Source organism: Pseudomonas sp. Z4-20 (genome assembly GCF_051131955.1).
Lineage (GTDB): Bacteria > Pseudomonadota > Gammaproteobacteria > Pseudomonadales > Pseudomonadaceae > Aquipseudomonas > Aquipseudomonas marvdashtae.
The window spans coordinates 205,996-231,907 of record NZ_CP071641.1 but is presented as its reverse complement, the minus strand read 5'-3'; the positions used below and the strand labels follow the sequence as shown (position 1 = coordinate 231,907).

General features: G+C 61.3%; 27 protein-coding genes and 1 pseudogene. 13 read left to right on the top strand and 15 right to left on the bottom strand.

Annotated features, from left to right (window positions below):
• The first annotated feature begins 59 nt into the window (after nucleotides 1-59).
• Nucleotides 60-1,454 (top strand): argininosuccinate lyase, encoded by a 1,395-nt coding sequence (gene argH, locus J3P82_RS01090; RefSeq protein WP_041022648.1) that lies wholly within the window; start codon nucleotides 60-62, stop codon nucleotides 1,452-1,454.
• A gap of 109 nt (nucleotides 1,455-1,563) precedes the next feature.
• Here the strand turns inward: argH and J3P82_RS01085 are convergent, their stop codons facing one another.
• Nucleotides 1,564-2,223, bottom strand: coding sequence for a glutathione S-transferase family protein (locus tag J3P82_RS01085; protein WP_434560019.1), 660 nt, complete (start codon nucleotides 2,221-2,223; stop codon nucleotides 1,564-1,566).
• A gap of 124 nt (nucleotides 2,224-2,347) precedes the next feature.
• Between J3P82_RS01085 and J3P82_RS01080 the strand changes: the two genes are divergently transcribed.
• From J3P82_RS01080 to J3P82_RS01070, 3 genes are all read left to right on the top strand, one after another.
• Nucleotides 2,348-2,632: a hypothetical protein gene (locus J3P82_RS01080; protein ID WP_434560017.1), complete on the top strand. Its 285-nt coding sequence runs from the start codon at nucleotides 2,348-2,350 to the stop codon at nucleotides 2,630-2,632.
• Between the two features lie 251 nt (nucleotides 2,633-2,883).
• Nucleotides 2,884-3,129: a TIGR02647 family protein gene (locus tag J3P82_RS01075; RefSeq protein ID WP_150724924.1), complete on the top strand. Its 246-nt coding sequence runs from the start codon at nucleotides 2,884-2,886 to the stop codon at nucleotides 3,127-3,129.
• A 180-nt stretch (nucleotides 3,130-3,309) separates the two neighbouring features.
• A complete protein-coding gene (locus tag J3P82_RS01070; protein ID WP_434560015.1) occupies nucleotides 3,310-6,153 on the top strand; it encodes a class I adenylate cyclase in 2,844 nt (947 codons plus the stop codon).
• Nucleotides 6,154-6,159: 6 nt separating this feature from the next.
• On the opposite strand, the gene rnk is transcribed toward J3P82_RS01070, so the two are convergent.
• The 3 genes from rnk to cyaY form a co-directional block, all read right to left on the bottom strand.
• Nucleotides 6,160-6,570, bottom strand: a complete 411-nt coding sequence (gene rnk / locus J3P82_RS01065; protein WP_434560013.1) for a nucleoside diphosphate kinase regulator — start codon at nucleotides 6,568-6,570, stop codon at nucleotides 6,160-6,162.
• 148 nt (nucleotides 6,571-6,718) lie between these two features.
• The gene (locus J3P82_RS01060) at nucleotides 6,719-6,937 is read right to left on the bottom strand and encodes a DUF1289 domain-containing protein (protein WP_434560011.1); all 219 of its coding nucleotides are present in this window, start codon (nucleotides 6,935-6,937) and stop codon (nucleotides 6,719-6,721) included.
• A gap of 4 nt (nucleotides 6,938-6,941) precedes the next feature.
• The gene (gene cyaY, locus J3P82_RS01055) at nucleotides 6,942-7,274 is read right to left on the bottom strand and encodes an iron donor protein CyaY (RefSeq protein WP_434560009.1); all 333 of its coding nucleotides are present in this window, start codon (nucleotides 7,272-7,274) and stop codon (nucleotides 6,942-6,944) included.
• Between the two features lie 184 nt (nucleotides 7,275-7,458).
• On the opposite strand from cyaY, the gene lptM reads away from it, so the two are divergent.
• Genes lptM through J3P82_RS01025 form a run of 6 tightly spaced genes read left to right on the top strand, consistent with a single transcriptional unit; the run spans nucleotide 7,459 to nucleotide 12,071 of the window.
• A complete protein-coding gene (gene lptM / locus J3P82_RS01050) occupies nucleotides 7,459-7,638 on the top strand; it encodes an LPS translocon maturation chaperone LptM (RefSeq protein WP_264428547.1) in 180 nt (59 codons plus the stop codon).
• A 9-nt stretch (nucleotides 7,639-7,647) separates the two neighbouring features.
• Nucleotides 7,648-8,895 (top strand): diaminopimelate decarboxylase, encoded by a 1,248-nt coding sequence (gene lysA / locus J3P82_RS01045; RefSeq protein WP_434560007.1) that lies wholly within the window; start codon nucleotides 7,648-7,650, stop codon nucleotides 8,893-8,895.
• A gap of 4 nt (nucleotides 8,896-8,899) precedes the next feature.
• Nucleotides 8,900-9,730 (top strand): diaminopimelate epimerase, encoded by an 831-nt coding sequence (gene dapF, locus J3P82_RS01040; protein WP_434560005.1) that lies wholly within the window; start codon nucleotides 8,900-8,902, stop codon nucleotides 9,728-9,730.
• A gap of 13 nt (nucleotides 9,731-9,743) precedes the next feature.
• Nucleotides 9,744-10,469: a DUF484 family protein gene (locus J3P82_RS01035; RefSeq protein ID WP_434560003.1), complete on the top strand. Its 726-nt coding sequence runs from the start codon at nucleotides 9,744-9,746 to the stop codon at nucleotides 10,467-10,469.
• A 1-nt stretch (nucleotide 10,470) separates the two neighbouring features.
• Entirely contained in the window at nucleotides 10,471-11,370 is a 900-nt protein-coding gene (gene xerC / locus J3P82_RS01030; protein ID WP_434560001.1) for a tyrosine recombinase XerC, read from the top strand.
• The gene (locus tag J3P82_RS01025) at nucleotides 11,367-12,071 is read left to right on the top strand and encodes an HAD family hydrolase (protein ID WP_434559999.1); all 705 of its coding nucleotides are present in this window, start codon (nucleotides 11,367-11,369) and stop codon (nucleotides 12,069-12,071) included. Before xerC ends, J3P82_RS01025 begins: the two co-directional genes overlap by 4 nt.
• A gap of 101 nt (nucleotides 12,072-12,172) precedes the next feature.
• Here the strand turns inward: J3P82_RS01025 and sutA are convergent, their stop codons facing one another.
• The 4 genes from sutA to glnK all read right to left on the bottom strand — a co-directional run bounded on the left by sutA (nucleotide 12,173) and on the right by glnK (nucleotide 14,941).
• Nucleotides 12,173-12,496, bottom strand: a complete 324-nt coding sequence (gene sutA / locus J3P82_RS01020; RefSeq protein ID WP_434559997.1) for a transcriptional regulator SutA — start codon at nucleotides 12,494-12,496, stop codon at nucleotides 12,173-12,175.
• Between the two features lie 101 nt (nucleotides 12,497-12,597).
• Entirely contained in the window at nucleotides 12,598-13,023 is a 426-nt protein-coding gene (locus J3P82_RS01015) for a secondary thiamine-phosphate synthase enzyme YjbQ (protein ID WP_245138934.1), read from the bottom strand.
• A 211-nt stretch (nucleotides 13,024-13,234) separates the two neighbouring features.
• Nucleotides 13,235-14,569, bottom strand: a complete 1,335-nt coding sequence (locus tag J3P82_RS01010; protein WP_434559995.1) for an ammonium transporter — start codon at nucleotides 14,567-14,569, stop codon at nucleotides 13,235-13,237.
• 33 nt (nucleotides 14,570-14,602) lie between these two features.
• Nucleotides 14,603-14,941, bottom strand: coding sequence for a P-II family nitrogen regulator (gene glnK / locus J3P82_RS01005; protein WP_002555808.1), 339 nt, complete (start codon nucleotides 14,939-14,941; stop codon nucleotides 14,603-14,605).
• 412 nt (nucleotides 14,942-15,353) lie between these two features.
• On the opposite strand from glnK, the gene J3P82_RS01000 reads away from it, so the two are divergent.
• Nucleotides 15,354-15,614 (top strand): accessory factor UbiK family protein, encoded by a 261-nt coding sequence (locus tag J3P82_RS01000; protein ID WP_186633741.1) that lies wholly within the window; start codon nucleotides 15,354-15,356, stop codon nucleotides 15,612-15,614.
• 94 nt (nucleotides 15,615-15,708) lie between these two features.
• Here the strand turns inward: J3P82_RS01000 and J3P82_RS00995 are convergent, their stop codons facing one another.
• Complete coding sequence (locus J3P82_RS00995) at nucleotides 15,709-16,014, bottom strand: HigA family addiction module antitoxin (RefSeq protein WP_434559993.1); 306 nt, start codon at nucleotides 16,012-16,014, stop codon at nucleotides 15,709-15,711.
• An 8-nt stretch (nucleotides 16,015-16,022) separates the two neighbouring features.
• Nucleotides 16,023-16,211 (bottom strand): type II toxin-antitoxin system RelE/ParE family toxin, encoded by a 189-nt coding sequence (locus tag J3P82_RS00990; RefSeq protein WP_434559991.1) that lies wholly within the window; start codon nucleotides 16,209-16,211, stop codon nucleotides 16,023-16,025.
• Between the two features lie 131 nt (nucleotides 16,212-16,342).
• Here J3P82_RS00990 and J3P82_RS00985 point away from each other — a divergent pair, with 131 nt between their 5' ends.
• Entirely contained in the window at nucleotides 16,343-17,836 is a 1,494-nt protein-coding gene (locus J3P82_RS00985; RefSeq protein ID WP_186633732.1) for a YifB family Mg chelatase-like AAA ATPase, read from the top strand.
• Between the two features lie 6 nt (nucleotides 17,837-17,842).
• On the opposite strand, the gene J3P82_RS00980 is transcribed toward J3P82_RS00985, so the two are convergent.
• From J3P82_RS00980 to J3P82_RS00965, 4 genes and pseudogenes are all read right to left on the bottom strand, one after another.
• Nucleotides 17,843-19,057, bottom strand: coding sequence for an aldose 1-epimerase family protein (locus J3P82_RS00980; RefSeq protein ID WP_434559989.1), 1,215 nt, complete (start codon nucleotides 19,055-19,057; stop codon nucleotides 17,843-17,845).
• 348 nt (nucleotides 19,058-19,405) lie between these two features.
• Nucleotides 19,406-20,128 carry a methyl-accepting chemotaxis protein gene (locus J3P82_RS00975; protein WP_434563975.1) on the bottom strand — a complete coding sequence of 241 codons (723 nt, stop codon included), beginning with the start codon at nucleotides 20,126-20,128 and terminating at the stop codon, nucleotides 19,406-19,408.
• A 180-nt stretch (nucleotides 20,129-20,308) separates the two neighbouring features.
• A pseudogene (locus J3P82_RS00970) lies at nucleotides 20,309-21,223 on the bottom strand (Cache 3/Cache 2 fusion domain-containing protein); the annotation flags it as partial.
• A gap of 349 nt (nucleotides 21,224-21,572) precedes the next feature.
• Nucleotides 21,573-22,493: a LysR substrate-binding domain-containing protein gene (locus J3P82_RS00965; RefSeq protein ID WP_434559987.1), complete on the bottom strand. Its 921-nt coding sequence runs from the start codon at nucleotides 22,491-22,493 to the stop codon at nucleotides 21,573-21,575.
• A 158-nt stretch (nucleotides 22,494-22,651) separates the two neighbouring features.
• Here J3P82_RS00965 and J3P82_RS00960 point away from each other — a divergent pair, with 158 nt between their 5' ends.
• A complete protein-coding gene (locus tag J3P82_RS00960; RefSeq protein ID WP_186634445.1) occupies nucleotides 22,652-24,046 on the top strand; it encodes a NorM family multidrug efflux MATE transporter in 1,395 nt (464 codons plus the stop codon).
• 18 nt (nucleotides 24,047-24,064) lie between these two features.
• Here J3P82_RS00960 and J3P82_RS00955 read toward each other — a convergent pair whose 3' ends face one another.
• A complete protein-coding gene (locus J3P82_RS00955; RefSeq protein WP_434559985.1) occupies nucleotides 24,065-25,735 on the bottom strand; it encodes a putative bifunctional diguanylate cyclase/phosphodiesterase in 1,671 nt (556 codons plus the stop codon).
• Nucleotides 25,736-25,912 lie beyond the last annotated feature (177 nt).

Below are 25,912 nucleotides of genomic sequence, written 5' to 3'. Positions count from 1 at the left end.
GTTATCATCCGCCGCAGCCTTCAACCGCTAATTTTTTCCAGCCGATCACGAGCGAATTCATGAGCACTGACAAGACCAATCAGTCCTGGGGCGGCCGCTTCAGTGAACCCGTCGACGCCTTCGTCGCCCGCTTCACCGCCTCCGTCAACTTCGACCAGCGCCTGTATCGCCACGACATCATGGGCTCGATCGCCCACGCCACCATGCTGGCCAAGGTCGGCGTGCTGACCGATGCCGAGCGCGACAGCATCATCGATGGCCTGAAGACCATCCAGGGCGAGATCGAGGCCGGCCAGTTCGACTGGCGCGTGGACCTTGAAGACGTGCACATGAACATCGAAGCGCGCCTGACCGATCGCATCGGCGTGACCGGCAAGAAGCTGCACACCGGTCGCAGCCGCAACGACCAGGTCGCCACCGACATCCGCCTGTGGTTGCGCGATGAAATCGACCTGATCCTGGCTGAGATCACTCGCCTGCAAAAAGGGCTGCTGGAGCAGGCCGAGCGCGAGGCCGAGAGCATCATGCCGGGCTTCACGCACCTGCAAACCGCACAACCTGTAACGTTTGGGCATCACATGCTCGCCTGGTTCGAAATGCTCAGTCGCGACTATGAGCGCCTGGTCGACTGCCGCAAACGCACCAACCGCATGCCCTTGGGCAGCGCCGCGCTGGCCGGCACCACGTACCCGATCGATCGTGAATACACCGCGCAGTTGCTGGGCTTCGACGCCGTGGGCGGCAACTCGCTGGATAATGTCTCGGATCGCGATTTCGCCATCGAATTCTGCGCCGCCGCGAGCATCGCCATGATGCACCTGTCGCGCTTCTCCGAAGAGCTGGTGCTGTGGACCAGCGCGCAGTTTCAATTCATCGATCTGCCCGACCGCTTCTGCACCGGCAGCTCGATCATGCCGCAAAAGAAAAACCCCGACGTGCCGGAACTGGTGCGGGGCAAGAGCGGCCGGGTGTTCGGCGCGCTGATGGGCCTGCTGACCCTGATGAAAGGCCAGCCGTTGGCCTACAACAAGGACAACCAGGAGGACAAGGAGCCGCTGTTCGATGCCGCCGACACCTTGCGCGATTCGTTGCGCGCGTTCGCCGACATGATCCCGGCCATCAAGCCCAAGCATGCGGTCATGCGCGAAGCGGCCCTGCGCGGTTTCTCCACCGCCACCGACCTGGCTGACTACCTGGTGCGCCGTGGCCTGCCGTTCCGTGATTGTCATGAAATCGTCGGCCACGCCGTGAAGTACGGTGTGGACAACGGCAAGGACTTGGCGGAGATGAGCCTGGACGAGCTGCGCCAGTTCAGCGATCAGATCGAGCAGGACGTGTTTGCGGTGTTGACCCTCGAAGGTTCGGTCAATGCCCGAGACCACATCGGCGGCACCGCACCCGCCCAGGTGAAAGCCGCAGTCGTTCGAGGCCAGGCGCTGCTCGCCAGCCGCTGACGCCTGAAAGCTTTGCGGGCAAGCCCGCCCTCATATTGGCTCTTTGGTGAACAAAGGTCTGGTTGGGGGCGGTTTTGTCCGTGGCGGGATCCTTCAGAACAGCAAGCAATCACTTCCGGGCGGAAATCTTTGCCAGAAACGCTGGCATCTCTGCGTCCCGATCCGCTGCGATCCGTTGCACGTGCGAATTCTCTCCCAACAGTTCCATCAAGGCCTTGGCAGCGGGCATATCCGCCAGCAGGTCGACATCCAACACCTTCTTGCCCACCTGGAAGACCAGCGAAAGGCTGTAGTAAAAATACAGATCAGCGATGCTCAAGCTATCGCCCGCCACGTAGGGGGCGAACTTGCCGTGCCGGCCGAGCGAAGCGAACCCAAGCAACAGCTCGCTCTTGGATTTTTCCTTGATCGCGTCGGGCATCGGCATGCCAAAAAACGCCTCGGGGTAGCAGGCACGCCCGGGCAGCTCGATGTACAGCTCGATTTCCCGGCACAACGCCAACACCCGGGCGCGCTCGAATGGATCGGCGGGCAACAGGGCTTTGCCCGGCTGGGTCTGCTCGATGTATTCCAGGATCACGCTGGTCTCGTTGATAAACCCCTGTTCGGTCTTGAGCACCGGCACCTTGCCACGAGGGCTGATGGCCAGCGCTTCAGGGGTCTGACCGCCGTAGAACGGAACCTCTTCGAAGGGAAGTCCCTTCTCCAGCAGTGCCAGCTTAACCATGTTGTAATAATTGCTGACGGAAAAACCATAGAGCTTGAGCATGACATAGCCTCCAGGCCGTGCGGGGTTGGCAGCCTTGGGTTATAGACCGCCGGGACATTTCGCGCCAGGCGCATCACGCTGCTGAATGCAGGTAAACTGGCGGCCTTTTCTACAGGAGGTTGCCATGAGCGAGCCAAGCGACATCGACCACGACGAAGAAGAGTTCGTCGAATCCACGCTGATCCAGGCCATCGAGAACCAGATCGAAAGCGACAACCCGCCAGCGGCCAAGGCGACTCTCAACAAGCTGACCCTGGTGGGTTATGAGCGTGAAGAAATTCTCAACCTGATGGCCCACGTGCTAGCGGTGGAAATCGACGCGATCCTGGAAGAAGACCGCCCGTTCAATACCGAGTGGTACGAAGCCGCCTTGCGCGCCTTGCCTGAGCTGCCGCCGGAAAAGAAATAAACCGACGGGCAACGTTGCTCTTGTGGTGAGGGGATTTATCCCCGCTGGCCTGTGCAGCAGGCCCAAAATGTAATAAATCCATTTTTCAGGGCCGCTTCGCGCCCCAGCGGGGATAAATCCCCTCACCACAAGAGCAGCCTGGACTTGCTACAAAAAAACAAAAAAGCACGACACAGGCACTGGACAGCTCGGCCGAGTGCGCTCACCTTAGTGGCGCTGTCGACCAAATTCCTAGAAAGTCTGGAGTCCTTATGTCGCTTACCCCTGAGCTGGTTGCCGAACTGGAAATCCTTGCACTCTTCAACCTGGACAGTTCCCAGGAAGGCCTGAAAATCCATCAGACCGCTGCCCCGAAAGCCATCGCCGCTGCCAAGCGCCTGTTTGAAAAAGACCTGATAGACCAACCCGATGGCGGTTATCTGACCAGCCTGGGACGTGATGCCGCGCAAAATGTGCAAACTGTCTTGACGATTCTCCGCGCCGAAGAAACCGCCTGAATCTTTTCTCCTCGCCCACGGAAATCCCTTTGCATCGGGATTTCCGCAGGCGCTTAGGCTTCGTTCGTAAAAAATCCTGACGTCAAATCACTTTCAGCTCAAGAATTCCCCAACTCGGGCGCTAACCTGCCATCACTTGTGCTTCCCCACGTTCGACGCCGCGAGCCGGTTTGAGCTGACATGACCCGCAACCACGAAATACGCCCCGATCTGGACGAGGGAATCGACCGCAAGGTCCTGAGCCAACTGCGCGCGCGTTTTCTCAAGCTCAATACCAGCCGGATGGAGCGTGCCCTCGAAGGACTGTCGACCCGCCAGCAAGGCGTGTTGACGCTGCTCCCGCTGTTTTTCCACGTCAATCATCCGCTGCTGCCCGGCTACGTCTCGGGCAGCACGCCCGCCGGTTTGTCCAATTACGAGCCCGACGCCAACGTCCTCGCCGAGGCCCAACGGCTGACCCGCTCGTTTTCCTACAAGCCGCGCCATGGCAGCAACCCACCGCGACCCATTCTCGGCCTGTTCCTGATGGGCAGCCTCGGCACCCTGGCCCAGGCCGACCAGAGCGATATGGACGTATGGGTATGCCACGGGCCGGACCTGAGCGAAGAGGAATTGGCCGAGCTGCGCAAAAAATGCGAGCTGCTGGAAATCTGGGCCGCTACCCAAGGCGCCGAAGCCCATTTTTTCCTCATCGACCCGGCACGGTTCGTCCGCGGCGAGCGGGACAACCAACTCAGTTCGGACGACTGCGGCACCACCCAACACTATCTGTTGCTGGACGAGTTCTACCGCACCGCGATCTGGCTGGCCGGGCGTACGCCAATCTGGTGGCTGGTGCCGGTCTATGAAGAAGAGAATTACGAGCAATACACCCACACACTGATTTCCAAGCGCTTCATCCGTGCCGACGAAACCCTGGACCTGGGGCATCTGTCCTACATCCCGCCGGGCGAGTTCATCGGCGCCGGGCTCTGGCAGTTGTTCAAGGGCATCGAGTCACCCTACAAATCCGTGCTCAAGCTTTTGCTGACCGAGGTCTACGCCAGCGAACACCCGGACGTGCGCTGCCTGAGCCTGCGCTTCAAGCAGGCGGTGTTCGCCAATCGCCTGGACCTGGACGAGCTGGACCCGTACATGGTGATTTACCGCCGTCTCGAGGAATACCTCAACGCCCGCGGTGAACCGGAACGTCTGGAGCTGATTCGCCGCGCGCTGTACCTGAAGGTCAATCGCAAGCTCACCGGCCACGCCCGCAGCAGCGGCTGGCAACGCAACCTGCTCGAACGCCTGGCGCGGGACTGGGGCTGGGATCAACGCCAACTTGCGCTGCTCGACAGCCGCAGCCAATGGAAGGTGCGCCAGGTCAGTAATGAGCGGCGCGCACTGGTCAACGAACTGACCTACAGCTATCGCTTCCTGACCCAGTTCGCCCGCACCGAAAAGACCGTCAGCCTGATCAACAAGCGCGACCTCAATGTCCTTGGCCGACGGTTGTATGCGGCCTTCGAGCGCAAGGCCGACAAGGTCGAGTTCATCAATCCGGGAATCGCGCCGGACCTGGCGGAAGACACGCTCACGCTGGTCCAGTCGCCGAACAAGAAAGAGCCGGGACAGAACCAGTGGGGCCTGTACAACGGCAGTTTGAATGCCCTGGAATGGGAGAATTTCGCGCCGATCAAGCGCAGCCGCGAATTGCTCGAATTGCTCACCTGGAGCCACCGCAACGGCGTGATCGACAGCAGCACGCGCCTGGCGCTGCACCCCGGCGACAGCGACCTGAGCGAGTTCGAGCTGTTCAACCTGCTGGGCAGCCTGCAACAGTCCATCGCCCTGCCCCTGGCCACGGTTGATGAAGAACAGCTGCTACGCGCCAGCGTACCCAGTGAAGTGCTGATTCTGGTCAACGTCGGTGTTGACCCGCTCAAGCATCACCGCGACTTGAACATCCTGATGACCACTGAGCGCACCGACTCGTTGAGCTACGCCGGTGTTCGCGAAAACCTGGTGTTGACCCTCGACCAGGTCACGCTCAACAGCTGGAATGAAGTACTGGTCAACCGGTTCGACGGCGAGCACGCCCTGCTCGATTGCCTGCGCGACTACCTCAACGACCTGCCCCTCACGCAGCGCCAGCCACGCTTGCAGGTGCGCTGTTTCTGTCACAACCGCGCGCAATTCATCGCGCGACGGGTTGAAGAAGTCATCGAGACCGCCCAGACCTTGCTGCTGAGCAAACTCAATTACCGCTACCTGCTTCAGGTCCAGCAGCATTATCACGTGCTGGAGCTGGTGCCCGGCCAGGTCAACCATGTGGCGTTGGGCAGCCTGCCGGCGTTGATGGACTACCTGGGCGAAGAGCTGACAGCGTACAGCCCGCTGCATCTGGACCCGATGGCGCTGGAGGATCACGACGCGGCCTTGATCCTGCCCATGGGCCAGCCCGAGTGCATCCAGGTGTTCTACCGGGTCTACGAGGAAGAAGCGGAGCTGTATGTGCTCGATGAATTCAACGCGTTGTGGCAGCAGCGCCTGCCTTATCACGATGAACAAAGCCTGCTGGTTCCGTTGCAGCGCTTCCTGCAGTCGGTGCTGTACCGCCGCGACGCCTTGCTGCCGATGGACGCTACCCAGCCGCTGACCCTGGAAGTCCTTTATTACCAACTCCTGCCTTCGGGTAACGGGCGGGCCCGGCGGGTCGAATCACGGCAGGCGCCGCAAACGCCGGTCAACAAGCCCTTCTACGACGTACAGGCGATCATCGGTAAAGCGGCGCACGGGCAAGTGCACGTCACCCTCTATTGCGATCAACGGGAGTTTTCGGAGCTGGAGCAAGGCGACCAGCTGTTTCACGTGGTCGCCAGGGAAATCGTCGGGCAGCGCCGCGAAGCCGAGCGCTATCGCTGCTATATCACCGACCTGGACCTCTCCGGCCTGGTGGGTGACGGTGCCTGCCCAAGCATTTTGTTCCTGCGCTACAAGGCCGACCTGGAGCGTGCGCTGAACGAGGCATTGAATCAGGTCTGACGGGGTTCAGGACGGGAAATCACCGCCATTGGCCGGCTGGGACTCGACTTCCAGCAAAGTCAGCTTCAAGGTCTTGCCACCCGGCGCCGGCCAGTCGATGTGCTGCCCCACCTTCAGGCCCAGCAAGGCACTGCCCACCGGAGCCAGGATAGAAATCCTGCCCTCGTCGGCATTGGCGTCCTTCGGGTATACCAGCGTCAAGTGATAGTCCTTGCCGCTGCTTTCCTCGCGGCAATGCACGCGCGAATTCATGGTCACGACATCGGCGGGCACTTCATCGTGGCCGACCAGTGTATCGGCACGATCCAGTTCAGTTTGCAACGCGATCACACCGGGAAGCGTTTCATCCAGGCTGTCGATCAAGCGCTCCAGACGTTGTACGTCCAGGCGAGTCAGGGTGATGGAAGGTGCGGTCATGATCCAGGCAGACTCCTTTCTTCTGCACGAAAAAAGCAAAACCCCGCCACATAAAGACGGGGTTTTCACGCGCCTCGATGAGTTGAGGCGTTGCTGGACACTACCACAGCTCAATAAATATACAACCCAAGGGATCACGCCACGGGTGTCATGACAAAGACTTGCGCCGGGCCGCCTCGGCACAGATCACCCGCCGACGCTCATCATCCGCCGAGCGCCATTCGCGAATATCTTCCACGTGCCGGAAACAACCGAGGCAGACTTTCTGCTCATCCAGCTTGCACACGCTGGTGCAAGGCGACGGGACGGCGGGGCTCACGTTGCTGTAGAGCGGCTTGGGTGGCCGCACCGGGGCTGTCTGGCTCACGCGGTCACAGCCCTTCGAAATCGAGCTCCACGCCCGCCTGCTGCTTGACGATGCGCTCGAGCATCTCGCCCAACTGCTCTTCGCTCTTGTCGCACATCCAGCGCTCGCTTTCTTCGTCGTAGTCGAAGTGGAAACCACCGGACACCGCGGCGAGCCATAACTGCCGCAACGGCTCCTGGCGGCTGAAGATCAGCTGGCTGCCGTTTTCGAACTTGACGGTGAGGACACCGGCGGAAATTTCCAGATCGATATCCAGACCACTTTCATCGAACACATCCTCCAGCGTTTGCTGGGTCGCATCGACCAGGTCGTGGAAACGGGCTTCAGTCAAACTCATTGCGGCAACCTCGAAAATGTCTGCTCATGCTCAAGCGCCGCAAGATACGGACGCTTCCCGGCGATTGCAAAGGATATACCGGTTGAGACAACCAGCGCCGCCGGACGGGCGCCCCGTTGCATAGGCAAGCTGACGGGTGGCCGGTATACTCCGGCGCAATTAAAGCATTTTCAAGGATTTCGCCATGAAGCGCCTGATCTCTTCCCTTGCTGCGCTCGTCGCGGTTGCCTGCCTTGTCACAGCTTGTGGTCAAAAGGGTCCGCTGTACCTGCCTGATGACAGCAAATCTCCCGAAGAACAGGCAGAACAGGCCAAGTCGTCGCAATCCAAGTCACACGCGCACGACACCCACACCACTTACTAAGGGACCGCCATGGACGCTTTTAACTACCGTGGCGGGGAGCTGTTCGCGGAAGGGGTTGCCCTGTCCGCGATAGCCGAACGTTTCGGCACGCCGACCTACGTCTATTCCCGTGCCCACATCGAAGCCCAGTACCGCACGTTCGCCGATGCGCTCGTGGGCATGCCGCACCTGGTGTGCTTCGCGGTGAAAGCCAATTCGAACCTGGGCGTCCTCAACGTCCTGGCGCGCCTTGGCGCCGGCTTCGACATCGTCTCCGGGGGCGAGCTCGAACGCGTTCTGGCGGCTGGCGGCAGCCCCGACAAGATCGTCTTCTCCGGTGTCGGCAAGACCCGCGAAGACATCCGCCGTGCCCTGGAAGTCGGCGTGCACTGCTTCAACATCGAGTCCACCGACGAGCTGGAGCGCCTGCAGGTCGTTGCCGCCGAACTGGGCGTCAGCGCGCCGATTTCCCTGCGAGTGAACCCAGACGTCGATGCCGGAACCCATCCGTACATTTCCACCGGCCTCAAGGAGAACAAGTTCGGCATCGCCATTGCCGACGCCGAGGACGTGTACGTGCGCGCCGCCCAACTGCCGAACCTGGAAGTGTTGGGCGTCGATTGCCATATCGGCTCGCAGCTGACCACCCTCGAACCGTTCATCGACGCCCTCGACCGCCTGCTGGCGTTGGTCGATCGCCTCGGTGATTGCGGCATCTACCTGCGTCACATCGACCTGGGCGGCGGTGTCGGCGTGCGCTATCGCGACGAAGAGCCGCCATTGGTGGCCGACTACATCAAGACCGTGCGTGAGCGCCTCGAAGGCCGCGACCTGGCGTTGATGTTCGAGCCGGGACGCTACATCGTCGCCAACGCGGGCGTATTGTTGACCCAGGTCGAGTACCTCAAGCACACCGAGCACAAGGATTTCGCCATCGTCGACGCGGCCATGAACGACCTGATCCGCCCGGCGCTGTACCAGGCCTGGATGGACGTCACCGCCGTGTGCCCTCGCGAAACCGCATCGCGCAACTACGACATCGTCGGACCGATTTGTGAAACCGGCGATTTCCTGGCCAAGGGTCGGGAGCTGGCGCTGGAAGAAGGCGATCTGCTGGCCGTGCATTCGGCCGGTGCCTATGGGTTTGTCATGAGTTCCAACTACAATACCCGCGGCCGCTGCGCCGAGGTGCTGGTGGACGGTGATCAGGCATTCGAAGTGCGTCGCCGCGAGACGGTAGCCGAGTTGTTTGCTGGCGAAAGCCTGCTGCCGGAGTAAAACCATGCTGCTGCGTTTTACCAAGATGCACGGCCTGGGCAATGACTTCATGGTCCTCGACCTGGTCAGCCAGCACGCGCACATCCTGCCCAAGCATGCCAAGCAATGGGGCGACCGGCACACCGGCATCGGTTTCGACCAACTGCTGATCGTCGAGGCGCCGAATAACCCGGACGTGGATTTCCGTTATCGGATCTTCAACGCCGACGGTTCGGAAGTCGAGCAATGCGGCAACGGTGCGCGCTGCTTCGCCCGCTTCGTGCTGGACAAGCGCCTGACCGCCAAGCGGCAGATTCGCGTCGAGACCAAAAGCGGCATCATCGAACTGGATGTTCGCAGCGACGGCCAGATCGGCGTCAACATGGGCGCCCCGCGCCTGCTACCGGCGGACATTCCCTTCCAGGCACCGGCCCAGGCGCTGAGCTATCAGGTGGACGTCGGCGGTACGTCGGTGGAATTGGCGGCGGTGTCCATGGGCAACCCTCATGCCGTACTGCGCGTAGACGATATCAACAGCGCGCCGGTGCATGAGCTGGGGCCGAAGATCGAGCATCACCCGCGTTTCCCTGCCCGGGTCAACGTGGGCTTCCTGCAGGTCATCGACCGCCACCGCGCGCAACTGCGCGTCTGGGAACGCGGGGCCGGGGAAACCCAGGCTTGCGGCACCGGCGCCTGCGCCGCCGCTGTCGCCGCGATCAGCCAAGGCTGGATGGATTCACCGCTGCTGATCGACCTGCCCGGCGGGCGCTTGTCCATCGAATGGGCAGGCCCAGGCCAACCGGTGCTGATGACCGGCCCGGCCGTACGCGTATACGAAGGACAAGTTCGTCTTTGAGTGAGCCAAATCCATGACCGACAAGCCACAGGTTCCAGCACCGCAGCCCGACGAATCCCCGAGCCAGAACCCTGAAGCCGCGGCAGTCGCCGCGTATCTGGAGGCTCATCCGGACTTCTTTGTTGAGCATGAAGATCTGCTCGCAACGATGCGCATCCCCCATCGGCGCGGCGACACCGTGTCGCTGGTCGAGCACCAGATGAAAATTTTGCGCGAGCGCAATATCGAAATGCGCCATCGCCTTTCGCACCTGATGGACGTTGCTCGCGACAATGACCGACTCTTCGACAAGACCCGTCGCCTGATCCTGACCTTGATGGACGCCAGCACCCTCGAAGACGTAGTGATGGGTGTCGAGGACAGCCTGCGGCAGGATTTCCAGGTGCCTTTTGTCAGCCTGATCCTGTTTGGCGACAACGCCATGCCGGTGGGCCGCTGGGTGACCCACGCTGAAGCTCAGACGGCTATCGGCGGCCTGCTCACGGAAAACAAAAGCGTCAGCGGCAGCCTGCGCGAGCATGAGCTGGACTTTCTGTTCGGCGAAGAGCAGCGCAAGCAGATCGGCTCTACCGCAGTCGTAGCCGTTGCCCATCAAGGCGTGCATGGCGTACTGGCCATCGCCAGCCGCGATCCGCAGCACTATAAAAGCTCGGTGGGCACGCTGTTCCTGAGCTACATCGCCGAAGTGACAGGCCGGGTACTGCCACGGGTGGCCGGCTCGCTGCGCTCGGTACGCTGAGATGGAGCGGCAACTGGAGGCCTACTGCGAACACCTGCGCAGTGAGCGCCAGGTGTCGCCTCACACGTTGTCGGCCTATCGCCGCGACCTGGAGAAAGTGCTGGGCTGGTGCCAGAAACAGAACATTGGCAGCTGGTCGGCCCTGGATATCCAACGCTTGCGCAGCCTGATCGCTCGCTTGCATCAACAGGGGCAATCGTCCCGCAGCCTGGCACGGCTGCTATCGGCGGTGCGCGGTTTGTATCAGTACCTCAACCGCGAAGGCCTGTGCGATCACGACCCTGCCACCGGCTTGGCACCGCCCAAGGGCGAACGCCGCCTGCCGAAGACCCTCGATACCGACCGCGCCCTGCAGCTACTGGAAGGTGCCGTCGAGGAAGACTTCATGGCGCGACGGGACCAGGCAATTCTCGAGCTGTTCTATTCCTCCGGGTTGCGGCTTTCAGAGCTGACGGGGCTGAACCTGGATCAACTGGACCTGGCCGACGGCATGGTCCAGGTACTTGGCAAGGGCAGCAAGACACGCCTGCTGCCCATCGGCCGCAAGGCCCGCGAAGCCCTGGAGCTGTGGCTGCCGCTGCGGGCGCTGACCAATCCGGCCGACGACGCGGTTTTTGTCGGCTTGCAGGGCCGGCGCCTCGGCCCGCGGGCCATCCAACTCCGCGTCAAGGCCGCCGGCGAGCGTGAACTGGGGCAGAACCTGCACCCACACATGCTCAGGCATTCATTTGCCAGCCACCTGTTGGAATCCTCCCAGGACCTGCGTGCCGTCCAGGAATTGCTCGGCCACTCGGACATCAAGACCACCCAGATCTATACCCACCTGGATTTCCAGCACCTGGCGACGGTCTATGACAGTGCCCATCCCCGGGCCAAACGCATCAAGGGCGACGAATCATGACCATCGAGCTCATCACTTTCGACCTGGACGACACGCTATGGGACACCGCCCCGGTGATCGCCAGCGCCGAAGCGGTCCTGCGCCAGTGGCTGACCGACAACGCGCCGGACCTGGGCGATTTTCCAGTGGAGCGCTTGTGGGCGATCCGCACGCAAGTGCTCAGCGAAGAACCGGACCTCAAGCACCGCATCAGCGCACTGCGTCGGCGAGTGCTGTTCCGGGCGCTGCAAGATGCCGGTTACGACCAGTGGCGTGCCTCGGAGCTGGCAGACCAGGGTTTCGAGGCGTTCCTGCATGCACGGCATCAGTTGGAGGTCTTTCCCGACGTGCAGCCAACCCTGGAAATCCTGGCCAATCATTTCGCGCTTGGCGTCGTCACCAACGGCAACGCCGACGTGCGCCGCCTGGGGCTGGCGGACTACTTCAAGTTCGCCCTGTGCGCCGAAGACATCGGCATCGCCAAGCCGGACGCGCGGCTGTTTCACGAAGCCTTGCAACGGGGCGACGCCACGGCGCAGACGGCCGTGCATGTCGGTGATCATCCGGGTGATGACATCGCCGGCGCCCAACAAGCCGGCCTGCGCGCCGTGTGGTTCAACCCGACAGGCAAAGCCTGGGACGCCGATCACGCCCCGGACGCGGAGATCCGCAGCCTGACCGAACTGCCGGGGTTGTTGGCTGGATGGCATAGCCAGCGCTAAACCCGAGCTGAGCCCAGTTCTGTAGAAGCCGGCCCGAAAACCTCAGTCCATGAAAAAGCCCGCAGCGACGGCGGGCTTTTTCAGCAAGCAAGGGCAGAGACTCAGATAGGGCGGCTGCCGTACTTGTTGTCAGGCTTCTTGGGCGGATCGGCGACCACGTTGGCCTCCACTTCCTGCACCTTTCCGCCCCTGGCCAGGAATTCCTCCATGGCCTTGGCGAGCGCGTCACGCTCCTTGTTCTTGGCCTCTACGCTCGGCAATTCGTCGATCGATACCGCCGCCTTGGCCTTGCCTTTGGCGGTCGGAACCGGGACATCGGCACCATCGTCTTCAGCGACCTCTTCAGCCGCCGCTTCCAGGCCTTCTTCGGCCTCGTCTTCGTCACCTACTTCGAGGTCGTCGTTTTCCAGATCATCGTCGCTCATGTTCTACCTCATGACTTGCGAAAAGCAGATTAGTTATAGCCCAGCTTCGCCATCTGTCGAAGGCTGCCAGAAAAAATTCAACATCCGCCGGCAATCAGCGGTCATGCCCCTTCACCGTACAAGGTGGCGAGGACTTTACGGGCACCGCCATGATCACGGTGCTCGCCCAGATAAACACCTTGCCAGGTACCCAACGCCAACCGTCCCGCCGTCACCGGAAGACTGAGCTGACATCCCAGCACGCTGGCCTTGAAGTGCGCCGGGAGGTCGTCCAGGCCTTCGTCGTTGTGCTCATAGTCGGCGGTTCCTTGTGGGATCAGCCGATTGAAAAATCGTTCGAAGTCTCGACGTACCGCCGGATCGGCGTTCTCGTTGATGGTCAACGAGGCCGAGGTATGCTGCAGCCACAGATGCAACAGACCGACACGACATGCCTTGAGTTCAGGCAGGCCGGCGAGTAACTCGTCCGTCACCAGATGAAAGCCCCGAGGCCTTGCCCGCAGGGTTATCAGCGTCTGTTGCCACATACAGATCTCCGCACGTTCGGCGCGCATTCTAGCGCGCTCTGGGAAAAAACAAAGGGCCTAATATTCCTGCGTTCATGTAAGTCTTTGGCGGTAGAAAAACCCATGTCGCATACACAACAAAAGGCGTCGGAAAAACCAGCACGCCCTGTGAGCAATGACAAAATCCAGACAAAAAAATGCCCGGCGAACCGGGCATTTTTTTACGCGTCGATTACAGGTTGTAACCGCGCTCGTTGTGCTGGGCCAAGTCCAAGCCCACGGCCTCCTCTTCCTCGGAGACACGCAGACCCATGACGGCGTCCAGTACCTTGAGAATGATGAAGGTGACGATGCCGGTGTAGATCACGGTGAAGCCAACACCTTTGAACTGGATCCACACTTGCGCACCGATATCGGTCACGGTGCCGAAGCCACCCAAGGCTGGCGCCGCGAACACGCCGGTGAGGATGGCGCCGAGGATACCGCCGATACCGTGCACGCCAAAGGCATCCAGGGAATCGTCATAGCCCAGTTTGCGCTTGAGCGTGGTGGCGCAGAAGAAGCACACCACACCCGCCGCCAAGCCGATGACCAGGGCGCCCATTGGGCCCACGGTGCCAGCAGCAGGGGTAATGGCGACCAGGCCCGCCACCACGCCCGAGGCGATGCCCAGTGCGCTTGGCTTGCCGTGGGTGATCCACTCGGCAAACATCCAGCCCAGCGCTGCAGCAGCAGTAGCGATCTGGGTGACCAGCATCGCCATGCCGGCGGTGCCGTTGGCCGCGACGGCGGAACCGGCGTTGAAACCGAACCAGCCCACCCACAGCATGGCCGCGCCCATCAGGGTGTAACCCAGGTTATGCGGCGCCATTGGCGTGGTCGGGAAGCCTTTGCGCTTGCCCAGCACCAGGCACGCTACCAGGCCCGCGATACCAGCATTGATGTGCACCACGGTGCCGCCGGCGAAGTCCAGCACACCCCAATCCCACATCAGGCCGCCGTTGCCGGACCAGACCATGTGCGCAATCGGCGCGTAAACCAAGGTGAACCACACGCCCATGAAGATCAGCATGGCGGAGAACTTCATCCGCTCGGCGAAGGCGCCGACGATCAGGGCCGGAGTGATGATCGCGAAGGTCATCTGGAAGGTGATGAACACTGCTTCAGGGAACAACGCCGCCGGACCGGTCAGGCTGGCTGGGGTGACGCCCGCCAGGAATGCCTTGCCAAAGCCGCCGATGAAGGAGTTGAAGTTGACGACGCCCTGCTCCATGCCGGTGGTATCGAACGCGATGCTGTAGCCATAGATGACCCACAGGACGCTGATCAGACCGGTAATAGCGAAGCACTGCATCATCACGGAAAGAATGTTTTTCGACCGAACCATGCCGCCGTAGAACAGCGCCAGGCCAGGGATGGTCATGAACAGAACAAGAATCGTGGCCGTCAGCATCCAGGCGGTGTCGCCGGAGTTGAGGACTGGGGCTGCCGCTTCTTCTGCCATGGCCAGGCCAGGCATTGCGAAGGACAACAGGGCTCCTAGCCCTGCGAATTTACGCAGAGTCATATTGTTTTCTCCTGGGGCGTTGGGTTTGACGGCTTAGATAGCGTCGGTATCGGTTTCGCCGGTACGGATGCGAATGGCCTGTTCCAGATTGACCACAAAGATCTTTCCGTCACCAATCTTGCCGGTGTTGGCAGCCTTGGTAATCGCCTCGATGACCCGGTCGAGATCCTTGTCGTCAATGGCGACGTCGATCTTCACCTTGGGCAGGAAGTCGACCACGTATTCCGCGCCTCGATACAGCTCGGTGTGACCTTTCTGCCGCCCGAAGCCTTTGACTTCAGTAACGGTAATGCCCTGCACGCCGATCTCGGACAGCGACTCGCGTACGTCGTCCAACTTGAACGGCTTGATGATGGCAGTGACTAGCTTCATGAAACTCTCTCCCGAATTGGTGGACTTGCCCCAGGAAAACAAACCCGACTCAAGTCTAAGCGCAGTGCCTGGCTTTGTAACGCGTCGTCGGCCCAAGTCGCCCGACTGGCGCCAGCTGACTACTCCTGACGAAACTCCCCGTTCCGCCTTTGCACTGCATTCGTCACAGCGACTGCATCAGTGCATGGGTCACCAGCCACTAAGCAGAAAGCTTGCCATCTGTGCCCAACCCCCTGATTTCAACCCTTTACCCGCTGCGCCAGCCTGCCCCGCGCCACGAACCGCAGCGATACGCACAACAACGGTGCGACGATGCCCGGCACCGTGCGCGAAAAGCGTGCATCCGCGCCTGGCGAATTGACTATAGACACTGCGTGATACACTGCCCGCCATCGTTTCCAGGACACCTGCCATGCTTGCGCCAAAAGACCTCCTCGACGCCCTCAGCGGCCACGCCTCCCGCCTGTTGAGCGGCGACACTCCCCTGCCGAAAAGCGAAATCGAAAGCCAGTTCAAGGCGTTGCTGCAAAGCGGCTTCAGCAAGCTGGACCTGGTGAGCCGGGAAGAATTCGACAGCCAGATGGTCGTGCTGGCCCGGACCCGGGCGCGGTTGGAGAGTCTGGAGGCGAAGGTGGCTGAGTTGGAGGCGAGGCTCGGCGCCGACGCAGGATGATTTCGATACGCTGCGAATTCCTGGACGTCTCTGCCCGCTTCGGTATTGAGCTATATACCCTCGCTACAAGCGTGGGGTTCAACCCGCCCTCAAATCAAGCGCACTGAGGGAGGCGTTTGACCTGATCACGGATTACGGAACCTCGCTCGATTTCAGCTTTGCGCAGGTCGTATGTGGACTGCAAATTCAGCCAGAACTCTGCGGTAGTATTCAGACAGATCGATAACCTGAGGGCCATATCGGCGCTCACACCTCGACGCTGCAGCACAATGTCGTTCACCGTTGGTGTTGAGACATTCAACGCCCTTGCCAGGGCCGCCGCTGTAAGACCCGAAGGCTCCAAGTATTCTTCTTTGAGAATTTCGCCGGGATGAACCGGACGCATACCGTTCTTAGTCATTACTCACCTCAGTGATAGTCGACGATTTCTATGTTTTCCGGTCCGTTAGGACTCCAAACAAAACAAATCCGCCATTGTGCGGCATCAAGCATTGTTAGCTTGCGTTCCACCATACTTAAAATGCCACTACTTGCAGTGTTACCTTTGCGAAACAGACTCTCGGTTTCTGAACACCTGAAGCTAAGATATCTCCTCATTCACGCTTGAATGGCGTATCCGTAACATCCTGCCAACATTTCTCCCTTCAACTGCCGCACCCAAGTCCTCCCCCAGGACTAGTCTTCAAGAACCGCAGGACGCGGCTCTTTATTCATTCAAGGAACGCTTCATGTCGCTTGCCATCGTCCACAGCCGCGCCCAGGTGGGGGTGGAGGCTCCTGCCGTTACCGTTGAAGTTCACCTGGCCAATGGCTTGCCGTCACTGACCATGGTCGGCCTGCCAGAGGCCGCCGTGAAGGAAAGCAAGGATCGAGTGCGCAGCGCGATCATCAATTCGGGGCTGAACTTCCCGGCGCGGCGCATCACCCTGAACCTGGCGCCGGCGGATCTTCCAAAGGACGGCGGCCGCTTCGACCTGGCCATTGCCTTGGGAATTCTCTCCGCCAGCGTGCAAGTGCCGACACTGATGCTGGACGACGTTGAATGCCTCGGGGAACTGGCCTTGTCCGGCGCCGTTCGGCCGGTGCGCGGGGTGCTGCCCGCGGCGCTGGCGGCGCGCAAGGCCGGGCGCATGCTGGTGGTGCCGCGAGCGAACGCCGAGGAAGCGTGCCTGGCGTCGGGGTTGAAGGTGATCGCCGTGGATCATCTGCTCGAAGCGGTGGCGCACTTCAATGGCCACACGCCCGTCGAGCCGTTTGTTTCCAACGGGCTGCTTTCGGCCAGCAAGCCTTATCCGGACCTGAGCGAAGTACAAGGCCAGACCGGCGCCAAGCGCGCACTGCTGATCGCTGCGGCGGGGGCTCATAACCTGTTGTTCAGCGGCCCACCTGGCACTGGCAAGACGCTGTTGGCAAGTCGTTTGCCGGGGTTATTGCCACCGTTGGCGGAAAGCGAAGCCCTGGAGGTCGCGGCGATACAGTCTGTCGCCAGTTGCGTGCCGTTGAGCCATTGGCCGCAACGCCCGTTTCGCCAGCCTCATCATTCGGCGTCCGGGCCGGCGCTGGTGGGAGGCGGGTCCAAGCCGCAGCCGGGGGAAATCACCCTCGCCCACCATGGCGTGCTGTTCCTCGATGAACTGCCGGAGTTCGACCGCAAGGTGCTGGAAGTCTTGAGAGAGCCGCTGGAGTCAGGTTTCATCGTGGTTTCGCGGGCCCGAGACCGGGTGCGCTTTCCGGCACGCTTTCAACTGGTGGCAGCGATGAACCCCTGCCCTTGTGGATATCTCGGCGAGCCCAGCGGCCGATGTTCCTGCACGCCGGACATGGTGCAGCGTTACCGCAACAAGCTGTCCGGTCCTTTGCTGGACCGCATCGACCTGCACCTGACTGTCGCCCGGGAAGCCACGGCTCTGACCCCAAGGAGCGAACCGGGTGACGACACGGCCACCGCAGCCGAACGGGTGGCCGAAGCCCGTGAACGCCAGCAAGCACGACAGGGTTGTGCCAATGCGTTCCTCGACCTGCCGGGCCTGCGTCGGCATTGCAAATTGTCAGCAACCGATGAAGCCTGGCTGGAGACCGCCTGCGAACGGTTGACCCTGTCGCTACGAGCCGCCCACCGCTTGCTCAAGGTCGCCCGGACCTTGGCCGACCTCGAGCAGGTTGAACGAATCAGTCGAGAACACCTGGCCGAAGCCCTGCAATATCGGCCGGCTACGCCTTGAAAAGGCTCACGGTTTGCTCAGGTCCACCAACGGTGTCTCCCGAACCTCGATTTTTTGATCGCCCTGGATGTCGTCGATGCGCTTGAGGGCCTTGTCCACGGCAACCTTGTCTGCCAGAAGGCTGTAGTGGATCTGGAATTGCTTGCGCTCTTTCGGTGCGATGGTCGGCACCAGGCCCAATGGACGCTGGTAGCGGCGGTTATAGGAGAAACTGGTGCCCGGCTCCAGGCCGGTCACATAGCCCTGGCCTTGGGTATCGGTGTTTTTCCACAGGGAAAAAACCGGAAGCGTCCCGGTGTTGAAGCCCACCGCAACGCCGAGGCTGCCGGCCTTGTTATGCAAGACGGTCAGTGTATCGCCCTTCGCGTCGGCGTATGGCACGACGTTATAGACCGTTTCATCGTAGTCCTTGGTTGGGGCTCGATAGGTTTGCCAGTCTTTCAGGTCGCCCTTGGCCTTGTCGTTGAATGGCGAGACTTGCTTGACCGGCGCTGCGAAGCGAGCACCTTGCTCCAGGAACGGGGTGCTGAAATTGCTGTGGTAAAGCGCCTGGTATTCCTTCGGATAATCGCCATTGTTGGTCAGCGTGTCGTTGAGCGCGAACGTCACGCTGCCGGCTTCAGTGACGAGTTCGGTCTGCACCGAGAAGTCGACTTTCTTGAATGCCTGCTCCTTCAGCTCGCCTCGCAGGGTGATTGCATAGGGCGGTTTCTCGCCGATGTGCAGCGTGACCTTGTTCGCCGGGATATTGGCCGCGCGACCGTGCAATGTCAGCAGCTCTCCGTTATCCATACCCGGATGGCCGACCCATTCGTAGCCGCAGCGGGTCACCAGCTCATTGAAACCTTCCAGCCAGCCCAGGCCGCCTCGCCCGTTGAGCTCGATGAACGCCGGGTTGACCACTTCCTTGACCGGCGAATCCCAGCCCATGCGCACATCACCGACCGAGGCTTGCAGCACATTCATGCCTCGGGTCGGGACGACCGATAGCTTCAGGGTGCCGTTATCGATGTCGACCACGCTGACGCCTTCCTGCCGACCGCCGTGCAGGGTGCGCATCGTCACGGAAAATGGCTTGTCGGTCTTGACGCCCAACTGCTGGCTGGTGATTTGCCACGGCTGGGCGGCCTTGTCGGTATCGAGCAAAACGTAATCCCAAGCCATCGCATGGGAGGCAGCACCCAAGGCGCTTAGGGCAACGAGAAGTTTGAGCGAATTCATGAACGGAGCCTTTTCTTGGAGTTGTGCGGTTTTTATAGACTTGAAGAAACGTTTCAGCAAGCCTGAAAACAGCAATTACCTGAAAAAGGAACACAACTGACCAAGACTACCCCAACCCGTGGCGAGGGAGCTTGCTCCCGCTCGGCTGCGTAGCAGTCGCAAAACAGTAAGATGCGGCAGAAAGCAGAGGCCCGCTTCGCAGGCCAGCGGGAGCAAGCTCCCTCGCCACGGGGGACTGGATCGGCTTGAGGTCCGAGCGTTGGGGTTGAAACGGCTGTGGTGAATCACAGCCATCATCGCGCGCAAGCTCCCCAAACGTTTCGGGAGCTTGCTTGGTGATGGAACGCCTCAGCGGAACCGATCAACCTCTTTGCGCAGGTCCTGCGCCAGGGTTTCCAGTTCCTTGGCGGTGATCGCCAGGTTGGAGACCACTTCGCGCTGCTCGGTGTTGGCCATGGCAATGCTTTGCAGGTTGCTGCTAAGCAGGGTCGCGGTGCTGCTCTGTTCTTGGGTGGCCGTGGTGATCGCCGAGAATTGCTGGCCGGCCGAGCGACTTTGTTCATCGATGCGCGCCAGGGCCATGGCCACATTGGCGTTACGTGACAAGCCTTCCTGCATCAGCAGGTTGCCCTTCTCCATCGTACTGATGGCGTTGCCGGTTTCCTGCTGGATGCTGTTGATCATGCCGGAAATTTCATCAGTGGCTTGACGGGTACGCGACGCCAGGCTGCGCACTTCATCGGCCACCACGGCAAAACCACGGCCCTGCTCGCCCGCGCGGGCAGCTTCGATGGCGGCGTTCAGCGCCAGCAGGTTGGTTTGTTCAGCGATAGACGTAATCACGCCCACGATGCCGCCAATTTCCTGGGAACGCTGGCCCAGGGTGTTGATGACCGTAGCCGTACTGTTCAGCGCGCCAGCTATCTGCTCCAGTGACGATGAAGCTTCGTCCATGGACGTGCGACCAATCTGGGTTTGCTGGGCGTTTTCCTGGGCCAGGCGCTGGGTATTGCCCATGTTGTCGGCAATGTTCAGGGAGGTGGCGCTGAACTCTTCGACCGCGCCGGCCATGCTGGTGATTTCGCCGGACTGTTGTTCCATGCCCTCGTAGGCCCCGCTGGACAACCCGGACAGGGCCTGGGCACGGCTGTTGACCTCTTGAGAGGCTTTGCGGATGTGCTCGACCATGGTCGACAAGGCTTGGCTCATCTGGTTGAACGCGCGGGCCAGCTGGCCGATCTCATCATGGCTCGACACGTTCAGGCGCACGCTCAAATCACCGGCGCCCAACGCTTCGGCCTGACGCACCAAGTCGCCCAACGGCGCCAGTTTGCTGCGCAGCAGCCACATCGCTGACCCGACGGCCAGCAGCATCGCCAGCAAGCTGCCGATAGCCAGTTGCGTACCTACACTCCAGGTCACGGCACTGATTTCAGCTTTCGGCATGCTCGCCACGACGGCCCACGGCCCGCCTTCAAACGGCACGGCAACACTGTAGAATGCTTCTGCGGTGTCGTCCCAGAAGGCCGCTTTACCTGGCTTCTTGACCAGGTTCGTGATGGTTACGGCAGCTTTGTCCAACGCCTGCACGCCTGCTGGCGGCACCAGCCATTTGCTTTGCTCATCCAGCAACGCCAGCGAACCGGTCTTGCCGATGCGGAAGCGCTTGAGGTTCTCGAACTGTGCATTCTGTGCATCGGTGTAATCGAAGCCTACGTACAACACGGCGATGATCTTGCCGCTGCTGTCGCGAACCGGCGTGTACTGCGACATGTAGAAACGCCCGAACAGCAGCGCCCGGCCGATATAGCTCTGCCCGCTGATCACTGGGCCATAGGCCGGACCGGCGCGGTCGAGCACGGTGCCGATGGCCCGCGTGCCGTCCTGTTTGCTGACCGAAGTGCTGACCCGGATGAAATCGTCGCCGCTGCGCACGAATATCGTGGCCACCCCGGCGGTCATCGTCTTGAAGTCATCGACTTCCTTGAAATTGTTGTTCAGGACTTCGCTGCCCAGGCTCAAGCCCGGGGTTTGTACGCCCGCCACCGCCACCGGTTGGTCAGGATGCACGCTCAGGCCCGCGCTGAAGCGCTTTTCAAACAGACCGGCCAACCGCTGAGTGCTCTCGCGCAAAGTGCCATGGAATGTATTGAGCTGATCGGCCATCAGGCGAGCTTCGCTGGCCAGGTGCTCTTCACGGGTGGCAAGGTTGGCGGTGTCCAGCGAGCGCAAGGCGAAGACGGTACTGCCGGTGATCACTATCGCCAGTATCACAGCGAGGGCAAGGCCAAGCTGAGAGGCGATCCGGGCACGGGGTTGAGACATGACGGCTCCTGGCCGAGAGACTGGGATCGTCCTGATCACGTCACACGCTCGGCTATTTTTTGGGTGATGAGTGTTGGCAGTCCCTTTCTGATACGAAAGTACTACCTCCACACCTTCGGCGGCGAAACCGAATACTTGAGCGATTCGGAAGGATTAATATCAAGTGGCTAGCACGGGCACTGCTTAACGTTCAGGCAAGACGCTTCACGTCGGGCAGCTGCATGGCCTTGGCCTCGCTTTGCAGAAAGTCGCTGAGCCGGCGCAAACGTTCACCTCCGGGACGAGTCTTCGGCCAGACGAGGTAATATTGCTCACCGCTGGCGACCGCAGTCGGCCACGGCAGGCTCAAGCGTCCCTGGGCGACGTCCTCGGCGACCATCAGCAAATCCCCCATGGACACCCCGTAGCCACGCGCGGCAGCGATCATGCCCAGTTCCAGCGTGTCGAACACCTGCCCGCCCTTGAGCGAAACCTTGTCGGCCAGCCCCATGCGCTGCAGCCAGTTGCGCCAGTCACGGCGATCCGGTGTGGGATGCAGCAGTTCGGCACTGGCCAACCGCGCCAGATCCCAAGGTTGGTCGTTCAACAGGTTCGGCGCGCCGACCGGAATCAGCTCCTCGGGGAATAACAGGCTGGCTTCCCAATCCGCCGGAAAATGCCCATTGCCCAGCAGTACCGCGCAATCGAAAGGCTCGGTGTTGAAGTCCACCGAGTCGATGTCCATCCACGCGCTGGTCAATTGCACCTCGTTGCCGGGTTGCAAGTGCCGAAAACGGCTCAGCCGCGCCAACAGCCAACGCATGGTCAGGGTCGAGGGTGCTTTCATGCGCAGGATGTCGTCTTCCCCGTGCAAGGTATGACAGGCGCGCTCCAGCGCCATGAACCCTTCTCGCACGCCCGGCAACAGCAAACGCGCCGACTCGGTCAGCTGCAAATTGCGGCCGCTGCGCTGGAACAACCGACAGGCGAAGTGATCTTCCAACGTGCGGATGTGCCGGCTGACCGCGCTTTGCGTGATCGACAACTCTTCAGCAGCCCGGGTGAACGAGCTGTACCGCGCCGCCGCTTCGAATGCACGCAGCGCATAAAGAGGAGGAAGACGACGAGACATGGCGAAGCTCCATGAAGGCGATATGGGCACCCTAGCAGAATGCGCCCCGGCATGAGTTTTAATCATGCCAGCAATCGTATTTATCCTTTTGTGCAAACCACCGCGAGCGCCGAGAATCGACGCTTTACTGCCTTGTTTGAACATGGAGCGTGATGATCATGCAGCATCCGGCGCGTACTGAACTCTGGGCCATCCTGCGGCTGGCGGGGCCGTTGATTGCCTCGCAGTTGGCACACATGCTGATGGTGCTGACCGACACCCTGATGATGGCGCGCCTGAGTCCCGAAGCCCTGGCCGGCGGCGGGCTCGGGGCGGCCACTTATTCGTTCGTCTCGATTTTCTGCATCGGCGTGATCGCGGCGGTGGGTACATTGGTTGCGATTCGCCAGGGCGCCGGCGATATTGAAGGCGCTACCCGGCTGACCCAGGCCGGATTATGGCTGGCCTGGTTGATGGCGCTGGTGGCGGGTTTGCTGCTGTGGAACCTCAAGCCGGTGCTGCTGATGTTCGGCCAGACCGAAACCAACGTGCTGTCCGCCGGCCAGTTCCTGCTGGCGCTGCCGTTCGCCTTGCCCGGCTACTTGAGCTTCATGGCCCTGCGCGGCTTCACCAGCGCCATCGGCCGGGCCACACCGGTCATGGTGATCAGCCTCGGCGGCACGGTGGCCAACTTCCTGCTCAACTACGCGCTGATTACCGGCATGTTCGGCCTGCCAAGACTCGGCTTGATGGGGATCGGCCTGGTAACGGCCATCGTCGCCAACTGCATGGCTCTGGCACTCGCCTGGCACATCCATCGCCACTCGGCCTACCGTGCCTATCCATTGCTCAAAGGCTTGTCACGGCCCAATCGCCAGTACCTCAAGGAGCTGTGGCGCCTGGGCCTGCCGATTGGCGGCACCTACGCGGTCGAAGTCGGTTTGTTCGCGTTCGCCGCGCTGTGCATGGGCACGATGGGCAGCACGCAATTGGCGGCGCACCAGATCGCTCTGCAAATCGTCTCGGTGGCGTTCATGGTCCCGGCGGGCATGTCCTACGCCATCACCATGCGCATCGGCCAGCACTACGGCGCCGGACAGCTGCCGATGGCGCGCCTGGCCGGGCGGGTCGGGATCGGCTTTGGCGCGGCCGTCATGCTGGCCTTTGCCATGGTGTTCTGGCTGCTGCCGAACCAGCTGATTGGCCTGTTCCTGGACCACAACGACCCGGCCTTCCGAGCGGTCATCGACCTGGCGGTCAGCCTGCTGGCCGTGGCGGCGTGGTTCGAGCTGTTCGACGGCGCGCAAACCATTGCCATGGGCTGCATCCGTGGCTTGAAGGACGCCAAGACCACGTTCCTGGTGGGTTTGGGTTGCTATTGGCTGATCGGCGCACCGGCCGCCTGGTGGATGGCCTTCCATCTGCATTGGGGACCGACCGGCGTTTGGTGGGGCCTGGCCCTGGGGCTGGCCTGCGCGGCGGTGAGCCTGACGTTGGCGTTCGAGTGGAAGATGAAGCGGATGATGCGCAGTGAGCCTGGGCAGCAGGATTTCGAGGCCATCCAGGCCAAGTGAAATCCAACGAAGATTGCTTCAGCTTCCGGCTTCCTGGACTGCCTGGCCACCTTCGAACGTCAGGTACTCGACCAATTCGGGTAACGGCAACGGTTTGCTGATCAAGAAACCCTGCACCTGATCGCAACCGAAACCACGGAGCAAGTCCAGTTGCTCCGGGGTTTCGACGCCTTCGGCCACCACCTCCAGGTTGAGGTTATGGGCCAGGTTGATCATCGCATGCACCAGTTTGCGATTCTCTTCGCGCTGCTCCATGCCGCCGACGAAGCTCTTGTCGATCTTGAGCAGGGCGATGGGCAGGCTATTGAGGTGCACGAATGAGGAGAACCCGGTGCCGAAGTCGTCCAAGGAGAAGCGCACCCCCAGCCGACCCAGGGCGTCCATGGTCTGCTTGACCAGGTCGCTGCGGCGCATGACCGCGGTTTCAGTGAGTTCGAACTCCAGCCACTGGGCCTCGACGCCCCGCTCGGCGATCAATCGGCTGAGGGTCGGCAACAGCTGGCTGTCCTGGAACTGCCGGAACGACAGGTTTATCGCCATGTGCAACGGCGCCAATCCTCGCTCGCGCAGGGCCTGCATGTCCCGCAGCGCCCGGGAGATCACCCAATAGCCCAACGGCACGATCAAGCCGCTCTGCTCGGCCAACGGCACGAACTCGCTCGGCGGCAATAGTCCGCGCTCACCGTGACGCCAGCGCACCAGGGCTTCGAGGCCAACGATCGTTCCATCAGCAAGGTTCAGCCGGGGCTGGTAATGCAACTCCAGCTCATCGCGGCGCAGCGCCCGGCGCAATTCGGTTTCCAGGTCGGCGAGGCTGCGGGCATTGCGATTGATACGCTCGTTGAAGATATGAAAGGTGCAGCCTTGCGTGCTCTTGGCCTGCTGCATGGCGATATGGGCGTGCCACATCAGCGGGTCGGCACCGGCCTGTGCCCGGGCGTGGGCGATACCCAGGCTGCAACCGATCAACAGGCTTTCGCCGTCCACCCAGTAAGGCTCGGCCATGGCTTCGATGATGCGCTCGGCCATCCACTCCGCTCGCTGGGGCGCGCGGCGGGTGTCGATCAGCAAGGCGAACTCGTCGCTGCCCAGCCGCGCCAGTTGATCTCCGGCCTCAAGCGACCCCTTGAGACGCGAGACCACCTGCAGGATCAGGCGGTCCCCGGCCTGGTGGCCTAGCGCGTCGTTGGCGTGACGAAAGTTGTCGAGGTCAAGGTGACCGAGCGCCAGGCCACGGCCATCGTTCTCGGCCAGGCGCGCCGCCAGCAAGGTCTGGAAGCCCTGGCGGTTGGCGATGCCCGTCAGCGGGTCCTGCTCGGCGAGCCGTTGCAAGGTGTTTTCCAGCACGCCACGCTCTCGCACGTGTCGCAGGCAACGACGCAGTGTCGCCTCATCGAGTACGTCACGCACCAGCCAGTCGCTGACGCCGTCCGGCGGGGTCGAAGGCTCGTGCTCAAGCAAGAGGACCGTTGGCAGACGGCAGCGACCGGGCGCAGGCTGCAAACTCGCAACAGTCAGCAGCACCGCGTTGCGGTTGTCTTCAAACAGGCTGCTGACCGACTCCCAGCTCGGGGCGCTGATCAACACGACCGAGGGCCTCATGGGCGCCAGGCACTCGCGCAATATCGCTGACCACTCAGGCGTTTCGGCCAACAACAGCAAACGCAAGGGTTCGACAGGCGTAGACAAGCTGACTCCCTAGACTCTGCAAGGTGGTAGGCGCAGGGCATTATGACTCGCCAATGGGCAATCACCAATGCCAATGGTTCTCAAACACAAGCTTTTAACGCTTTTCACAACTGAAAAACGAACGTTAGACCTAAATCCCGTCCGCATCCTGAGCGAAAGTAACAAAAGCGGCAAATA

Excerpts from the sequence above, each read along its gene's own strand:
- argH (WP_041022648.1), top strand. The coding sequence starts at position 60 with ATGAGCACTGACAAGACCAATCAGTCCTGGGGCGGCCGCTTCAGTGAA.
- J3P82_RS01085 (WP_434560019.1), bottom strand. The coding sequence starts at position 2,223 with ATGCTCAAGCTCTATGGTTTTTCCGTCAGCAATTATTACAACATGGTT.
- J3P82_RS01080 (WP_434560017.1), top strand. The coding sequence starts at position 2,348 with ATGAGCGAGCCAAGCGACATCGACCACGACGAAGAAGAGTTCGTCGAA.
- J3P82_RS01075 (WP_150724924.1), top strand. The coding sequence starts at position 2,884 with ATGTCGCTTACCCCTGAGCTGGTTGCCGAACTGGAAATCCTTGCACTC.
- J3P82_RS01070 (WP_434560015.1), top strand. The coding sequence starts at position 3,310 with ATGACCCGCAACCACGAAATACGCCCCGATCTGGACGAGGGAATCGAC.
- rnk (WP_434560013.1), bottom strand. The coding sequence starts at position 6,570 with ATGACCGCACCTTCCATCACCCTGACTCGCCTGGACGTACAACGTCTG.
- cyaY (WP_434560009.1), bottom strand. The coding sequence starts at position 7,274 with ATGAGTTTGACTGAAGCCCGTTTCCACGACCTGGTCGATGCGACCCAG.
- lptM (WP_264428547.1), top strand. The coding sequence starts at position 7,459 with ATGAAGCGCCTGATCTCTTCCCTTGCTGCGCTCGTCGCGGTTGCCTGC.
- lysA (WP_434560007.1), top strand. The coding sequence starts at position 7,648 with ATGGACGCTTTTAACTACCGTGGCGGGGAGCTGTTCGCGGAAGGGGTT.
- dapF (WP_434560005.1), top strand. The coding sequence starts at position 8,900 with ATGCTGCTGCGTTTTACCAAGATGCACGGCCTGGGCAATGACTTCATG.
- J3P82_RS01035 (WP_434560003.1), top strand. The coding sequence starts at position 9,744 with ATGACCGACAAGCCACAGGTTCCAGCACCGCAGCCCGACGAATCCCCG.
- xerC (WP_434560001.1), top strand. The coding sequence starts at position 10,471 with ATGGAGCGGCAACTGGAGGCCTACTGCGAACACCTGCGCAGTGAGCGC.
- J3P82_RS01025 (WP_434559999.1), top strand. The coding sequence starts at position 11,367 with ATGACCATCGAGCTCATCACTTTCGACCTGGACGACACGCTATGGGAC.
- sutA (WP_434559997.1), bottom strand. The coding sequence starts at position 12,496 with ATGAGCGACGATGATCTGGAAAACGACGACCTCGAAGTAGGTGACGAA.
- J3P82_RS01015 (WP_245138934.1), bottom strand. The coding sequence starts at position 13,023 with ATGTGGCAACAGACGCTGATAACCCTGCGGGCAAGGCCTCGGGGCTTT.
- J3P82_RS01010 (WP_434559995.1), bottom strand. The coding sequence starts at position 14,569 with ATGACTCTGCGTAAATTCGCAGGGCTAGGAGCCCTGTTGTCCTTCGCA.
- glnK (WP_002555808.1), bottom strand. The coding sequence starts at position 14,941 with ATGAAGCTAGTCACTGCCATCATCAAGCCGTTCAAGTTGGACGACGTA.
- J3P82_RS01000 (WP_186633741.1), top strand. The coding sequence starts at position 15,354 with ATGCTTGCGCCAAAAGACCTCCTCGACGCCCTCAGCGGCCACGCCTCC.
- J3P82_RS00995 (WP_434559993.1), bottom strand. The coding sequence starts at position 16,014 with ATGACTAAGAACGGTATGCGTCCGGTTCATCCCGGCGAAATTCTCAAA.
- J3P82_RS00990 (WP_434559991.1), bottom strand. The coding sequence starts at position 16,211 with ATGAGGAGATATCTTAGCTTCAGGTGTTCAGAAACCGAGAGTCTGTTT.
- J3P82_RS00985 (WP_186633732.1), top strand. The coding sequence starts at position 16,343 with ATGTCGCTTGCCATCGTCCACAGCCGCGCCCAGGTGGGGGTGGAGGCT.
- J3P82_RS00980 (WP_434559989.1), bottom strand. The coding sequence starts at position 19,057 with ATGAATTCGCTCAAACTTCTCGTTGCCCTAAGCGCCTTGGGTGCTGCC.
- J3P82_RS00975 (WP_434563975.1), bottom strand. The coding sequence starts at position 20,128 with ATGGCCGGCGCGGTCGAAGAGTTCAGCGCCACCTCCCTGAACATTGCC.
- J3P82_RS00965 (WP_434559987.1), bottom strand. The coding sequence starts at position 22,493 with ATGTCTCGTCGTCTTCCTCCTCTTTATGCGCTGCGTGCATTCGAAGCG.
- J3P82_RS00960 (WP_186634445.1), top strand. The coding sequence starts at position 22,652 with ATGCAGCATCCGGCGCGTACTGAACTCTGGGCCATCCTGCGGCTGGCG.